The following is a 14,006-nucleotide window of genomic DNA, read 5'->3' on the forward strand; positions in this document are numbered from 1 at the left end:
CTGCGCCGCCACACAACGCCGCTACAAGACGCCGAATAGGGGAAGCAAAGATGTTACGACCGATTCTGGCCGCCGCCACGCTGGTTCTGGCCCTCGCCTCCGGACCGACTGCGATGGCGCAGGATTTCGCCGCCTTCCTGGGTCACTGGAAAGGCTCCGGCATCTCGGAAACGGAAGACAGCATCTATTTCGCCGTCACCGTGCGCGACATGGATGTGGTGATCGAAAAGGTCAGCGAGACGTCCTTCCGTCTGAACTGGACCACGATCACGCGGGAATCCGGCGACCCGGACAATCCCGACATCAAGAAAAGCAGCGCGACCCTGGTTTTCAACGCGACCGGACAGCCCGGCGTCTACCGCACGGCGGAATCCGGCGACCCGCTGAAATCGGAACCGGTCTGGTGGAGCCGCGTCGAAGGCGATTCCCTGTTCACCTATATGCTGCGCATCCGCGAAGACGGCACTTGGCAGGTCCAGAAATATACCCGCGAAGTCTCCGGCCAGGGCATGACCCTGACCTATCAGCGGATCACCGACGGCACGTCGGAACGGCAGGTTCGCGGCCGCCTGGTCAAACATTCCGAGTGATCGAAGATACCCGCCGCTAATCCTTGAACCAGGCGCGCCAAGCCGACGCGTCGGCGACGATCCGCGCGACGCGTTGATGGCCCGCCTCGTCGGGATGGACGCCGTCGCCGCTTTCCATACAGGCATCCCAGCCCGGATCCTCCGCCAGAACCTCGTGCAGATCGATATAGGGGATCCCTAATTCCCCCGCCATGCGCTTGTAGGCCCGGTTCAGCGCCGCCGTGCGTGTCCGGTCGAAGGTGTAATGGACGCCCGGTCCCGGCTGGATGCTGGGCGGAATGCGCCGCACCGGCGTCATGCCGACCCAGATCGTCGGCTTCCAGGACGCGGCTTCCGCCAGCATGGTCGCCGCCGCCGCGACGGACCCGTCCTGCGGCACGCGGACGCCCGTCCCGTTGAAATCGGCGCAATCGTTCAGGCCGAACATGAAGACCAGCCGCCCTGAAACATGGTCCGGCAGGCGCGGCGCCGTCTCCGCCCGCCAGCGTTTCGCGATATCCAGCGAGGTTTCGGCCCGGATGCCCAGATTGTAGCAACTGATATCGTGGCCGCGCCGGATCGTCTCCTCGGCGCTGAGATAGGACGGCCAGCCCCGGCAGGCGGCGTCGCCGGTCCCGACCGTCACGCTGTCCCCCACGAAGCAGATGCGCGTTGTCGTCATGTATCCAGTGCTCCCATCGTCGTCAGACGGCGCAGCAGGCCGTCCCGGTCCAGTTCGAAATCGCCGGCGATCCAGTCTTCCTCGATCCGGCGCAGAATCTCGCCGACTGCAGGCCCAGGCGACATGCCCGCCGCCAGGGCATCCCGGCCGGACAGCGGGAAATCGGGTGGCGTCCACCCCTCCGCCACCTGCCGCAATACCGTCCAATCTTCCGCGCTGCCCCGGGCCAGGGCCAGCAGTGCCTGATCCCGGGCCAGCGCCGCGCCCAGCCGGTAGACGATGGCGCGCGCCGCGCCCGGATCGGCGGGCGGCGGGGGCGGCGCGGCGAGTGCCGTCAGCCGGTCCCGGTCGCGGCCGGACAGTTTCAGGCGCGCCGCGATGGCATCCATCCCGTCCGGACCCGCCGGGCAGAGCGCCGCCAGGCGCAGCAGAGAATCCGGCGTCGGATCCAGGTCGCACAGCCGCTGCACGATATCGACGGCCCCGGCCTCCGGCAGCCAATAATCCAGGAACCCGCCATCGATCATCGCGGCCAGGAAGGGGGCGAGGGCCGGCGCTTCCAGCAAGCGCAGCATTTCCTTCGCGACCCTTTCCGCGGACAGGTCGCGCAGCCGCTCCGTCAACCGCGCGCAGGCCTCGAGACCCGGCGCGTCGAGGGTCTGGAGACCCAACTGCGCGTGGAAGCGGAAGAAACGCAGGATGCGCAGGTAATCCTCACGAATCCGTTCGTCAGGGTCGCCGATGAAGCGCAAGCGACCGGCCGTCAGATCATCCATCCCGCCATGGAAATCGGTCAGATTTCCGTCGCGGTCGGCATACAGCGCGTTCACGGTGAAATCCCGCCGCAGGGAATCCTCGCGCCAATCTTTGGTATACTGGACGACCGCCCGCCGTCCGTCGGTTTCGACGTCGCGCCGCAGGCTGGTGACCTCGACGGTCCGGCCGTCCAGGACGGCGGTCACGGTTCCATGATCGATGCCGGTCGGCACAGCCTTGATATCATGACCGGTCAGCGCGTCCGTCACCGCGTCGGGCGGCGCATCGACCGCCAGGTCCAGATCGGTTGCCGTCCGGCCCAACAGCGCGTCCCGGACACATCCGCCGACGAAGCGGGCGTCGATGGACGCATCCGCCAGAGCGTCCAGAAGACGCCGCACTTCCGGCTCCGAGAACCAGGGCTGGGCCTGCAGCAGGGCGCGCGCCGCGTCTTTACCGGTCATGGCGCGGCCGTCAATCCGGGTCGGTGGGCGGAATCGGCTCCATATAGCCGGGTACGATTTCGCCATCGACGATCTTCGCCGGAACCCAGCGGCCTTCCTGCGGCGGTTCGGCCTGAAGGAACAGGAAGACCAGTGCGCCGATCGCCAGGACGCTGCCAGAAATGATCAGGTTCGCCCAGGGGAAGGATTGCCAGGCGGTCAGCGGCAGCCCCTGATCCTCGCGATCCTTTTTGCGCGACTGGAACCAGGCCCAGACGTAATAGCAGACGAAAGGGATCAGGAACGGAACCAGGATTGTCAAAATCGACCGCAGCATCGGATCTCCTTTAAATGGACTGCGCCCGGCTTGGTTCCGGGTCGGCCGCGCAATCCAGAATATCGACCAGGCTGACGATCATGCCCGCCGTCGCGCCCCAGATGTAATAGTCGCCGAACGGCATCGCATAAAAACTGCGTGAGGTGCCCGACACCATCCGGGAATGCCGCTGATGGTTTGCGCGATTCAGCAGGAAGGCCAACGGCACCTCGAAAATCTCGTCGACCTCGAACGGTTCCGGCCTCGGGTCGATCGGCGGCAGCAACGCGCCGACCACCGGCGTGACGTGATAGCCCGTCCGCGTCACATAGGAGGCGAGGCGGCCCAGCACGCGGACCTTGTCCCGTGGCACGGCGATCTCTTCCTCGGTCTCGCGCAAGGCGGTTTCGATCTCGTCCCTGTCGCCGGGATCGCGCCGTCCGCCCGGAAAGGCGATCTGACCCGCGTGATCCTTCATGTGGGAGGTCCGCTTGGTCAGGATCACCGACAGTCCCTCCGGCCGCGGGACAAGCGGGACCAGCACCGATGCCGGGATCAACGTGTCGCGCAGCGGCACCATATCCGGGTTCAAATCCGCATCGCCCCGATCCGCGACCGGCTGCGCCGCGTCGATCAGGCATTGCGCGATGCGATCCAAATCCATTCCACAGGGTCCTCTTCGTTCAAGCTGTCAAAGCGGTATGCGGCCCAACGAGAACCGCGCGCCGGCGCTGGACACCACCAGTTCCGTCGCCTGACCATCGTCGACCGACTCGGCCCGTTCGACCAGATCGTAAAAGACCGGCCTGGCGATCAGCGCCTCCAGCCCGTCGCGTATTTCAATATAGGGCGATGGTTCCCCGGTTTCCGCATCGACCGAAACGCGGATCGGATGATCGGCGCCCGCCGCGACCCAGTAATCCAGATTGGTGCGAAAGTTCAGGACCGGCCGTCCGGCATCATCGGTCTCCTCGACCATTTCGACGGCAACGAAGGGCGCGTCCTCGACATCGATCCGACCCTTTTCCGCCGGGGTCACCAGCCAGAAGGCGCCCTCTTCGTCGCGCTGCAGGACCGTCGCGAACAACTGGCACAGCTTCTGCCGGCGGATCGGATCGCCGCGATAGGTCCAGGTGCCGTCGCGCCGGATCGCGATATCGAAGTCGACATACCGGTCCGGCCAGGGAAATCCGGACAGGCCTTCCCCGGACTTCATCAACTCCTTGAGACTTTTGCGTGCCGGGGCTTGTTTCGACATCGACCAGCCATCATCCTTTTAACAGATAGTTCTGCTATGCCTACTGGGCCGCGTGCGGATTTAAGGCTACGGTCCGATGCGCGGCTTTATCTGTCAACGTCGCCCCGACGGCGGCTTACATCAAGGGAGAGGTCGACCGTGACGCAAGAGTTAGAGCGTAAGACAGCGGCGGCAAAGCAGGCGTCGATCGAAGCCAGCGCGCAGGACCTCGCCGCCGAGATGGAGCAGGTCGGCGAAAAGCTGGGTGCCGTGCGCGGCCAGATTCGCCAGGTATTCTATGGTCAAGACCGGGTCGTGGACGAGGTGCTGACGACCCTGCTGGCCGGCGGGCACGGGCTGCTGGTCGGCGTGCCGGGACTGGGCAAGACCTTGTTGGTCGAAACCCTCAGCAAGGTTCTGGGCCTGGAATCCCGGCGTGTACAGTTCACACCCGACCTGATGCCGGCCGATATCCTGGGCTCCGAGGTTCTGGAAGTAGACGATACCGGGAAACGCGGCTTCCGCTTCGTGCCGGGGCCGGTCTTCACGCAATTGCTGATGGGCGACGAGATCAACCGCGCCAGCCCGCGCACCCAATCCGCACTGCTGCAGGCGATGCAGGAAAACACCGTCACCGTGGCGGGCCATCCGCATGCGCTGCCCACACCCTTCCATGTCCTGGCGACGCAGAACCCGATCGAACAGGAAGGCACCTATCCCCTGCCCGAAGCGCAGTTGGACCGTTTCCTGTGCCAGATCGACATCCATTATCCCGACCTGTCCTCGGAACGCGAAATCGTCCTGAAGACGACCGGTGTCACCTTGGCCAGCGTGACCGAGAAGCTGACCGCCGACGAGTTGCGGCACGCGCAGACCCTGACCCGGCGCATTCCGGTGGGCGAAGGCGTGGTCGATGCGATTCTGCGCCTGGTCCGCAACGGCCGTCCGGAATCGACGGAATTGGAGATCGTGCGGGACCGCGTGTCCTGGGGGCCGGGGCCGCGCGCCAGCCAGGCGCTTATGCTGGCCTGCCGCGCCCGCGCGCTGCTGCAGGGCCGATTGGCGCCGTCCGGCGACGACGTCTCCGCCTTGGCGAAACCCGTCCTGCGCCACCGCATGGCGTTGAGCTTCGCCGCCCGCGCGGAAGGCCACGATATCGACAGCACGATCGATGCCCTTGTGGAGGCCAGTGTCTGACCCGATGAGCCCCAACCCGCCGCCGATACAGTCGTCCAGCCAGGCGCCGTCCGGGGATGCGCCGGCCAGGGTCGCCCGGGCGGAAGCGCTCGGCGAAGGCCTGCCGCCGTTGCTGATCGCGGCGGAGCGGGTTGCCGCGACGGTGGCCCAGGGCGTCCATGGCCGGCGGCGGATCGGCACCGGGGAAACTTTCTGGCAGTACCGGCTGCACGGCCCCATGACACGGCCCATGCGGTCGACTGGCGGCGGTCGGCGCGATCCGACGACCTGTTCGTCCGCGAGACCGAATGGGAAGCGTCGCAGAGCGTCTGGATGTGGTCGGACCGCAGTCCTTCGATGAATTATCGCTCCCGGAAATCGCGCCCGACCAAGTCGGACCGCGCGGCGCTGTTGCTGCTGGCGACGGCCGCGGCCCTGCTGAGGGGCGGGGAACGGATCGGCCTTCTGGGCCACGACCGGCGGGCCAGCGGCGGCCGGACCGGATTGAAGCGCCTGGCCGAGCGGTACCTGACACTGGGCGATCACGATGCGGCCTTTCCCGCCTCCGTCGATCTGCCGAAACACAGCCAGGGCGTCCTGTTCAGCGATTTCCTGGCGCCGGTCGAGGTGTGGGAGAAGCGCTTCGCCGAGTTCTCGCAGCAATTCGTCGGCGGACTGGCCGTGCAGGTCCTGGACCCGGCGGAGGAGACCCTGCCCTTCAGCGGCCGCGCCCGGTTCCTGGGGTTGGAGGCCGAGGGCGAATTCATGGCGGAACGGGTCGAAACCCTGCGGCCCGATTACCGAAACAGGCTGACCACCCATCGCGAGGCCTTGCGCCATGCGGCGCGCGCGGCGGGCTGGGACCTGCTGGTACATCGCACGGACAAGTCCGCGGAACAGGCACTAATGGCGATCTATGTCGCCCTGGCCCGGCAGGGGGGCTGATCGGCGATGCTGAGCGTCGGCCCCCTCGCCTTCACCGCGCCCTGGCTGCTGCTGGGGCTGCTGGCCCTGCCGCTGTTGTGGTGGCTGTTGCGCCTGATGCCGCCCGCACCGCGCCGAATTCCCTTCCCTGCCATCCGTCTGCTGTTCGGGTTGAAGGGGGAGGAAACGACACCGAAAGCGGCGCCGTGGTGGCTGACGGTCCTGCGCCTGGCGATTGCCGCCTTCGTGGTCGTCACGGCGGCGCGGCCGGTTCTGAATCCGGATTGGTCCCTGACCGGCACCGGACCTGTCGTCCTGGCGATCGATGACGGCTGGTCGGCCAGCCCGGCCTGGGACGCCCGGTTGACCCGTGCATCGGCCCTTCTGGATACCGCGGAACGGTCCGACCGGCCGGTCTTCCTGATCCTGGGCGCGCCGCCCGCCGATGGCGGCCCGCTGGAAGCCGGACAATTGCTGACCGCCGAAGCGGCCCAGCGCATTGTCGCGGCCCTGGTGCCGAAACCCTGGCCCGTCGACCGCGCCGCGATGACGGCAGCGGCGAACCGGATCGCCCGCGAGGGCGCCGCGGGCGACGTGTTCTGGCTGTCCGACGGGCTGCGCACGGAGGGCGGTGACGATTTCGCGGCGGCCCTGGCGGAGATCGGATCGCCGACGGTCCTGGTGCCGGACCTGTCCCTGGGGCCGATGCTGATCGACCCGCCCGCGCGCGGGGAAACCATGCTGAGCGCCACCCTGCGCCGGCCGGATGCGGCGGCTTCCATCCAGGTCGCCCTTGTCGGCTTCAGCGAGGACGGACGCCCGCTGCTGCGCCAGGATGCGACCCTGGCAGTCGGAGAGACCGAAGTTTCCGTCGCCCTGGATCTGCCGACGGAACTGCGCAACGATCTGGCCCGGCTGGTGCTGGAGAACCGTCAGGGCGCGGGCGCGGCCGCCTTGCTGGATGAACGGTGGAGCCGCCGCCCGATCGGGATCGTCGCCGATATCGGCAACCGCGAAGCGCTGCCGCTGCTGTCGGAAATCTACTTCCTGGACCGGGCTTTGAAGCCGCTGGGCCGGGTCGACCGGGGGCCGGCCGAAATCCTGTTGCGCCAACAGCAATCCGTCCTGCTGCTGCCGGACGAGACGGTGCTGGAAAGCACCGATTACGACCGGCTGAAAGACTGGATCGCGGCGGGCGGCATGCTGATCCGCTTCGCCGGTCCGCGCCTGGCGGGCGCCGTCGACGACCCGCTGGTGCCGGTCGCCTTGCGCAGCGGCGGGCGGCAATTGTCCGGCGCGATGTTGTGGACGGAGCCCGCGCGCATCGGCCGCGTCGCCGAGAATGGCCCCTTCGCCGGCATGACCATCCCCACGGATATCGCGATCACGCGTCAGGTCCTGGCGGAACCGTCGCTGGAGCTGGACCGCAAGACCTGGATGAGGCTCGCCGACGACACGCCTTTGGTTACGGCCGACCGGCGCGGCGACGGCTGGCTGGTGCTGATCCATACGACCGCGAACACCGAATGGTCCGATCTGGCCCTGTCCGGGCTTTTCGTCGACATGCTGGGCCGGTTGAGCAGTATGGGACGCGGGGTCCGGGACGCCGCGGGCGACCAGGGCACAGCCGCCCCCTATCGGACGCTGGACGGGTTCGGACGCCTGGGCGAACCGCAGAATTCCGCCCGGCCCATCGATGTCGACAACTTGGACAGCCTGACCATTTCCCCGTCCACGCCGCCCGGTTTCTATGGCACGCAGAAGGTCCGGGTCGCGGTCAATCTGGGTGACCGCGTTCCGGCGCTGACGCCGTTGCAGGGTGTCCCCGGCGGCAGCGTGACGGCCGGATTCGAGAAGCAGGAAGAGCAACCCCTGGCGCCCTATCTGCTGCTGGCCGCTTTGGCGCTGTTGATCCTCGACACAATCGTGACCGTCATCCTGCGCGGCTATTCGCTGACGGGGATGCGCAGTGCGGCGGGCGGTACCTTGGGCGCGGCGGCGTTGTTCCTGTTGCTTGCGACCTCGCCCGGTCCGGCGGCGGCACAATCCGCGGATGGAGACATTCCGCCCGGCGCCCGCGACACCGTCCTGGCCTATGTCCTGACCGGCGACCCACAGATCGACACCGTCAGCGAAGCCGGGCTGCGCGGGTTGAGCGACGTCCTGCGTCAGCGCACGGCGATCGAGGCCGGGGACCCGGTCGGCGTCGACCTCGACAGCGACGAACTGGCCTTCTATCCCTTGCTTTACTGGCCGGTCCTGGACGATGCCGGCGCGATGAGCGCCCCGGCCGCCGACCGGTTGAACCGGTTCATGGCCAGCGGCGGGCTGATCCTGTTCGATACCCGCGACGGGCATCTGGCCGGCAGCCGGGTTCTGGCCGCGTCGGGCGGTTTGCGCCGTATTGCGGAACAGTTGAACGTCCCGCCCCTGGCCACGGTCCCGCCGGAACATGTCCTGACCCGCAGCTTCTACCTGATGCAGGATTTCCCCGGCCGTTGGGACGGCGGCACCGTCTGGGTCGAAACCGGTGCGTCGATCAGCAATGACGGCGTCTCGCCGGTCGTGGTCGGTGATGCCGATTGGGCGGCGGCCTGGGCCATCGACGATTTGGGCCGCCCGATGTTTCCGATCGGGGATGACGGGCGTCAGCGTGAAATGGCCTATCGCTTCGGCGTCAACCTGGTCATGTATACGCTGACCGGCAACTACAAGGCCGACCAGGTCCATGTCCCCTCCATCCTCGAACGGCTGGGGCAATAGACGATGAGCGGCTATGCGATCGACTTCGCCCCCTATCTGCCGCTGTGGCTGCTGGCCGCCTTCGCCGGAATTGCGGCGCTCGCCTTCGGCTTCCTGATCCTGCGCGGCATACCGGGCAGCGCCTTTCGCGCCGCATTGGCGGCCCTGTTGCTGCTGGGCCTCGCCAACCCGTCGATCCTGGAGGAGCGGCGGCGGCCGAATGCGGATGTGGCGCTGCTGATTGTCGACGAAACGCCGTCCCAGGCCGCTGTCGGCCGGATCGATCAAACCCGGGCCGCGGCCGACGCGATGGAACAGGTGCTGGCGCGCCATGACGGCGATCTGGAGGTGCGGCGCATCGTACTGAGCCATGACAGCATTGCCGACGGCGCGAAGGGGACGCTGGTCACCGCCCTTGCCCGCGAAGCGCTGGCCGATGTTCCGGCGCGGCGCTATGCCGGGGCGATCCTGATCACGGACGGGCAGATTCACGATGCCGACAGCCTGTCAGACCTGCCGCCCGGCCCGTTCCACGCCTTGATCGCCGGGAACCGCGGCACGCCGGATCGGCGCCTGGTCGTCGTCGAAGCGCCCAGCTTCGGCGTGGTCGACGAACAGATTGAGGCGATCATCCGGGTCGACGACCCGACCGCCGCGCCGGGGGACACGGTCCGCCCCAGCCTGTCCGTGGACGGGTCGCCGCAACGGATCGAGCGGATCCCCTATAACGAGGACGTCACCGTCTCGCTGACCCTGACCCATCGCGGCCCGTCGATCGTCGAGATGAGCGTCCCGGAACTGCCGGGCGAGTTGTCGACCGCCAACAACCGGACCGTCCTGTCGATTAACGGCGTGCGCGACCGGTTGCGCGTCCTTTTGGTCAGCGGCCAGCCACATCCGGGCGAGCGTACCTGGCGCAATCTTTTGAAATCCGACCCGTCGGTGGATCTGGTGCATTTCACCATCCTGCGGCCGCCGGAGAAGCAGGACGGCACGCCAATCGACGAATTGTCGCTGATCGCCTTCCCGACGCGGGAGCTGTTCGAGGTCAAGCTGAACGATTTCGACCTGATCGTTTTCGACAGCTACCGACGCCGGGGCGTTCTGCCGTCGCTCTATCTGGGCAATATCGTCGACTATGTTCAGGCTGGCGGGGCGCTTTTGGATGCCGCCGGACCCGGTTTCGCCAGCCCGTTCAGCCTGTACCGCACGCCCCTGGGCGACGTGCTGCCGCTGGAGCCGCTGGGTACGATTTCCGAACGGCCCTTCCAGCCGACGGTGACCGAGCGCGGGCTGCGGCATCCGGTCACAGCGGGCCTGCCCGGCGGGCCCGACCGCAGCGCGGCCACCACCACCGCCAGTTGGGGCCGCTGGCTGCGTCAGATCGACGTCGCCCCGCGTTCCGGCGACGCGATCCTGTCCGGTCTGGACGGGCAGCCCTTGCTGACCCTGGACCGTGTCGGCGAAGGCCGCGTCGCGCAGGTCAGCAGCGATCACATCTGGTTGTGGGCGCGCGGCTATGAAGGCGGCGGTCCGCATGCGGAACTGCTGCGACGTTTGGCCCATTGGCTTATGAAAGAGCCGGAACTGGAGGAGGAGGATCTCAAAGCCGTCGCCGATGGCGACCGGCTGGATATCCGCCTGCGCACCCTGGAAGACCGGCCGGAACCGCCGGTGGCCGACATCGTCCTGCCCGACGGGGAACGCCGCGCCGTGCCGCTGGAGCCGCTGTCGGACGGGCTGTTCGCCGCGACCATGCCGCTGACCCAAAGCGGGCTTTACGAGATCGCCGAGGGGGACACGACCATCCGCACCGCCGCCGGGGCTCTGAACTCCCTGGAGCAGTCGGATCTGGTGTCCACCGACGCCATTCTCGGCGAACCCGTCGCGCAGAGCGGCGGGCGAATCCACTGGCTTTCAGACGGCCCGCCGCCGGCCATCCGCCGTGTCGAACCCGGCCGTCCGACCGGCGGATCGGGCTGGATCGGCCTGACCCGAAATGGCGATTACACCGTCACCGGGCTGGATACTTCCCCGCTTCTCCCGGGTTGGTTGCTGATGCTGGCGGCGGGCTGTTCCTTGCCTCAGCCTGGTACCGCGAAGCCCGGTAAATCCGGACTTTTGGTGCTTGACGGCGGTCGGTGCGAATATGACACTTTCGCAATTATGATCGACCGCAGAGACTGAGTCCCGTTGAAGACGAATACCGCATGGATGGGTGACGCCGCGTCTGACCCGTCCGAGACCGATACAGGCGCCAAGGCGTTCGGACCCGAAACAAAGCCTTTCGGCCCCGACGCGCGGCCCGATTTCATGCTTGAGCGCGGGCTGACCTATCTGAACCACGGTGCCTTCGGTGCTTGCCCGCGGCCTGTGATGGGCGCGGCCCATGCACTACGCGAACGGATCGAGGGCCAGCCGTCGCGTTTCCTGACGACGGAACTGGCGCCGCTGCTGCGGCAGACGGCCGATCGCCTGGGCCGCTATCTCGGCGCACGGGGCGAGGACATCGTCTTCCTGGACAATGCGACGACAGCGATCAATGCGGTGCTGCGCTCGCTGGTGCTGTTTCCGGGCGACGACATCCTGACGACGTCACAGACCTATGGCGCGGTGATGCGGACGCTGGAATTCGTCTGCGACCGGGCGGAGGCGCGGCTGATCCCGGTGCATCTGGACTACCCCGCCATCGATGCGGACAGTGTGGTTCAAACCATCCTGGACGCCGTGACGCCCCGAACGCGGCTGCTGGTCATCGACCATATAACTTCGAAGACCGCCTCCATCCTGCCGGTCGCCGAAATCGCGGCGGAATGCGCCGAACGCGGCATTCTCGTCCTGGTCGACGGGGCGCATGGACCGGGCATGGTCGACACCGACATTGATGCGATGGGGGTGACCTGGTACACGGGCAATTGCCACAAATGGATTGGCGCGCCGCGCGGTGCGGCCTTCCTGTGGACCACGCCGGACCGACAACCCTTCCTGCGCCCGACGACGATCAGTCACCATGTGTCGGAAGGCTACACACCCGCCTTCGACTGGCCGGGAACCAAGGATTTCACCCCCTATCTGACCGTGCCCGCCGCGCTGGACTATCGCGCGGAATACGGCGAGGCGCGGCTGACGGCTTACTGCCGGGAGCTGGCCATTCAGGCCGGGGCCCATCTGGCGTCGGAAATCGGGACATCGGTTGGCGTGCCGCCCGACATGACCGGCTTCATGACCACGGTGAAACTGCCCGCCGCATTCGGCCGCGCCAGACAGGACACGGCAAACGCGATCCGGCTGGCCCTGCGCACGGACCATGACGTCGAGGTCGACATCCAGGCGTTCGAAGGGTCGCTGTGGATGCGCCTGTCGCTCTATGTCTATAACGATATGGAAGATGTCGACCGGCTGGCCCGGGCGGTCAATGCGATCCGCCCATCGTCCTGACCCGTCGCCTTTCTGATCCGTCCTACCAGGTGAAACCGGCGCTGTAATAGGCCGGGACAGCGCCGTGCTCCGCACCAAGCGCCGCCACCGATCCCGGCGTCGCGGGGTCGGGCAGATCGGCGCGATGAATGCCGCCGGTGATGAACAGCCCGTCCATGCCGGCCCCCGCCGCGCCCGCGATATCATGGGCCAGGGAATCGCCGATCCCCAGTCCCGCGCCATCCCGAATGCCGGTTTCCGCGCGGATCGCATCATAGGCATCGCGGCCGGGCTTGCCGTGCCACCGCACCGTTCCGCCCATGGTTTCGTATAGTTCCGCAATGGCGCCGGGGCAGATCTTCAGCGACCCGTCCGGCTGTACGCTGACCCGGTCTGGATTGGCGCAGGTCAGCGGCAGCCCCCGGTCCAGCGCCCGGCGCAGAACCGGCTCATACTCCGCCAATGAAGGCCGGTCCGTGCCGGCGCAGATGATGAAATCGGCCTCGTCGACTTCCGCGACCTCCTGATAGCCCAGACCGTCGACGATGCCGCGATCCGGGTCCCAGGCGAACATCACGAATTTCGGACCCAGCGCCGCATAGAACGGATCCGCCCGGTCGCGCAGGCCGCGATGGACCTGTTCCCCAGACGTGACGCACAGATCGTAAAGCGATCGGTCGAAACCCAGCTTCTCGAGACGGCGATAGCTGTCGGCGACGCGCTTTCCGGAATTGGACAAAAGCGCGACCGGCGCCCCCGTCGCCTTGAGCCGCGTCAACGCCTCGACCGCGCCGGCATGGGGTTTCGCGCCGTCATGCAGCACGCCCCATTGATCGACCACGAACAGATCGTAGCGGTCGGCGATGTCGGACAATCCGGCGATGGGTTTCGGCAGTGTCGTATCGGTCATGCCGGGGCTATGCCCCGTTGCACCCGGACGGTCAAGCGCCCGGCGGCTCCTTGCTGAGGCGCGGTTCGCCGAACAGATAGCCCTGACCGAAATCGATGTTGAAATCGAGCAGTTCGACCAGCGTCGCCTCGGTTTCGATCCGGTCGACGATCAAATCGATACCGCGGCCGTCGAGCTCCTGTTTCAGGCCGCGCAGTTCCGCCGCCTCCGCACCGCCCTTCTGAAGCCGCTGCAACACCGTCTTCGCCTCGATCTTGATATAGGCGAAGTGCTTTTCCTCCAGCAGATCGAGATCGAGATCGAGATTGCGGACCCCGTCCAGCGAGAACCGGTAGCCCAGCCCGCCGAGCCGCTCGAAATCCGGCGCCAGCGTTGTCAGATCGCCGCCGATATCGGCCTGCGAGAATTCCAGGACGAGGTTCGGCGCCAGTTCCGAATGGGATTCCATGTACTCGATGAAATCGCGGAAGAACTCCCGGTCGCTGAGCGTATGCGGTGCGATGTTGCAGAAAAAGGCGGCGGAAAAATCCTTGCGCCGCAGCTTGCGCAGCAATTGCACACAGCGGAACAGCAGCATGTTGTCGATGGCGGTCAGCAGCCCCGCCGACCGGGCCACGTCGATATAGCGGTCCGGTCCGATGATCTCGCCATCGGCGGCGCGGATCCGGCTGAAGCATTCGTAGTACCGGCGCTTTCGTTGCGGCAGGCTGACGATGGGTTGCAGGTACAGATCCACCTTGTCGGCGCGCAGGGCCTCACGGATCGTGGTCAGCAGCGCCTCGTCCTCGCGCCCGACAGCCGGGGCGCGGGCCGCAACAGCACCGCCACGTCCGC

General features: G+C 66.9%; 14 protein-coding genes. 7 read left to right on the forward strand and 7 right to left on the reverse strand.

From position 1 onward, the window contains the following. Positions 1–50 precede the first annotated feature (50 nt). Entirely contained in the window at positions 51–590 is a 540-nt protein-coding gene (locus tag ACO06O_RS14505; RefSeq protein WP_421881064.1) for a hypothetical protein, read from the forward strand. 16 nt (positions 591–606) lie between these two features. Here ACO06O_RS14505 and ACO06O_RS14510 read toward each other — a convergent pair whose 3' ends face one another. The 5 genes from ACO06O_RS14510 to ACO06O_RS14530 are packed head-to-tail and all read right to left on the reverse strand — an operon-like array spanning position 607 to position 4,024. Then, a complete protein-coding gene (locus ACO06O_RS14510; protein ID WP_421881067.1) occupies positions 607–1,251 on the reverse strand; it encodes a GDSL-type esterase/lipase family protein in 645 nt (214 codons plus the stop codon). Further along, complete coding sequence (locus ACO06O_RS14515; RefSeq protein WP_421881071.1) at positions 1,248–2,471, reverse strand: CCA tRNA nucleotidyltransferase; 1,224 nt, start codon at positions 2,469–2,471, stop codon at positions 1,248–1,250. The genes ACO06O_RS14510 and ACO06O_RS14515 overlap by 4 nt, the downstream gene beginning before the upstream one ends. A 10-nt stretch (positions 2,472–2,481) precedes the next feature. Continuing rightward, positions 2,482–2,787: a DUF6111 family protein gene (locus tag ACO06O_RS14520; RefSeq protein ID WP_421881075.1), complete on the reverse strand. Its 306-nt coding sequence runs from the start codon at positions 2,785–2,787 to the stop codon at positions 2,482–2,484. Between the two features lie 10 nt (positions 2,788–2,797). Continuing rightward, positions 2,798–3,430, reverse strand: coding sequence for a CoA pyrophosphatase (locus tag ACO06O_RS14525; RefSeq protein ID WP_421881078.1), 633 nt, complete (start codon positions 3,428–3,430; stop codon positions 2,798–2,800). 27 nt (positions 3,431–3,457) lie between these two features. Continuing rightward, complete coding sequence (locus tag ACO06O_RS14530) at positions 3,458–4,024, reverse strand: DUF1285 domain-containing protein (protein ID WP_421881081.1); 567 nt, start codon at positions 4,022–4,024, stop codon at positions 3,458–3,460. Positions 4,025–4,243: 219 nt separating this feature from the next. On the opposite strand from ACO06O_RS14530, the gene ACO06O_RS14535 reads away from it, so the two are divergent. From ACO06O_RS14535 to ACO06O_RS14560, 6 genes are read left to right on the forward strand one after another with little or no spacing between them, the layout of a single operon-like run. After that, the gene (locus ACO06O_RS14535; RefSeq protein ID WP_421881126.1) at positions 4,244–5,200 is read left to right on the forward strand and encodes an AAA family ATPase; all 957 of its coding nucleotides are present in this window, start codon (positions 4,244–4,246) and stop codon (positions 5,198–5,200) included. Beyond that, complete coding sequence (locus ACO06O_RS14540) at positions 5,193–5,540, forward strand: hypothetical protein (protein WP_421881085.1); 348 nt, start codon at positions 5,193–5,195, stop codon at positions 5,538–5,540. Before ACO06O_RS14535 ends, ACO06O_RS14540 begins: the two co-directional genes overlap by 8 nt. Then, complete coding sequence (locus ACO06O_RS14545) at positions 5,468–6,124, forward strand: DUF58 domain-containing protein (RefSeq protein ID WP_421881130.1); 657 nt, start codon at positions 5,468–5,470, stop codon at positions 6,122–6,124. Before ACO06O_RS14540 ends, ACO06O_RS14545 begins: the two co-directional genes overlap by 73 nt. A 6-nt stretch (positions 6,125–6,130) precedes the next feature. Then, the gene (locus ACO06O_RS14550) at positions 6,131–8,866 is read left to right on the forward strand and encodes a DUF4159 domain-containing protein (protein ID WP_421881088.1); all 2,736 of its coding nucleotides are present in this window, start codon (positions 6,131–6,133) and stop codon (positions 8,864–8,866) included. Positions 8,867–8,869: 3 nt separating this feature from the next. Next, on the forward strand, positions 8,870–11,032 hold the full coding sequence (locus ACO06O_RS14555) for a hypothetical protein (protein WP_421881091.1): 2,163 nt from the start codon (positions 8,870–8,872) through the stop codon (positions 11,030–11,032). Between the two features lie 27 nt (positions 11,033–11,059). Continuing rightward, positions 11,060–12,283 carry an aminotransferase class V-fold PLP-dependent enzyme gene (locus ACO06O_RS14560; protein ID WP_421881094.1) on the forward strand — a complete coding sequence of 408 codons (1,224 nt, stop codon included), beginning with the start codon at positions 11,060–11,062 and terminating at the stop codon, positions 12,281–12,283. 22 nt (positions 12,284–12,305) lie between these two features. Here the strand turns inward: ACO06O_RS14560 and ACO06O_RS14565 are convergent, their stop codons facing one another. Both ACO06O_RS14565 and ACO06O_RS14570 read right to left on the reverse strand, forming a co-directional pair. Beyond that, positions 12,306–13,172, reverse strand: a complete 867-nt coding sequence (locus tag ACO06O_RS14565) for a TIGR01459 family HAD-type hydrolase (protein WP_421881096.1) — start codon at positions 13,170–13,172, stop codon at positions 12,306–12,308. A gap of 31 nt (positions 13,173–13,203) precedes the next feature. Next, positions 13,204–14,006, reverse strand: an 803-nt coding sequence (locus ACO06O_RS14570) for an EAL domain-containing protein (RefSeq protein ID WP_421881100.1), incomplete at its 5' end; no start/stop codon positions are given.

The organism is Pacificispira sp. (assembly GCF_965228185.1).
In the GTDB taxonomy this organism is placed as follows: domain Bacteria; phylum Pseudomonadota; class Alphaproteobacteria; order UBA8366; family Aestuariispiraceae; genus Pacificispira.

Coding starts and splice junctions, on each gene's coding strand:
- ACO06O_RS14505 (WP_421881064.1), top strand. CDS start 51: ATGTTACGACCGATTCTGGCCGCCGCCACGCTGGTTCTGGCCCTCGCC.
- ACO06O_RS14510 (WP_421881067.1), bottom strand. CDS start 1,251: ATGACGACAACGCGCATCTGCTTCGTGGGGGACAGCGTGACGGTCGGG.
- ACO06O_RS14515 (WP_421881071.1), bottom strand. CDS start 2,471: ATGACCGGTAAAGACGCGGCGCGCGCCCTGCTGCAGGCCCAGCCCTGG.
- ACO06O_RS14520 (WP_421881075.1), bottom strand. CDS start 2,787: ATGCTGCGGTCGATTTTGACAATCCTGGTTCCGTTCCTGATCCCTTTC.
- ACO06O_RS14525 (WP_421881078.1), bottom strand. CDS start 3,430: ATGGATTTGGATCGCATCGCGCAATGCCTGATCGACGCGGCGCAGCCG.
- ACO06O_RS14530 (WP_421881081.1), bottom strand. CDS start 4,024: ATGTCGAAACAAGCCCCGGCACGCAAAAGTCTCAAGGAGTTGATGAAG.
- ACO06O_RS14535 (WP_421881126.1), top strand. CDS start 4,244: ATGGAGCAGGTCGGCGAAAAGCTGGGTGCCGTGCGCGGCCAGATTCGC.
- ACO06O_RS14550 (WP_421881088.1), top strand. CDS start 6,131: ATGCTGAGCGTCGGCCCCCTCGCCTTCACCGCGCCCTGGCTGCTGCTG.
- ACO06O_RS14555 (WP_421881091.1), top strand. CDS start 8,870: ATGAGCGGCTATGCGATCGACTTCGCCCCCTATCTGCCGCTGTGGCTG.
- ACO06O_RS14560 (WP_421881094.1), top strand. CDS start 11,060: ATGGGTGACGCCGCGTCTGACCCGTCCGAGACCGATACAGGCGCCAAG.
- ACO06O_RS14565 (WP_421881096.1), bottom strand. CDS start 13,172: ATGACCGATACGACACTGCCGAAACCCATCGCCGGATTGTCCGACATC.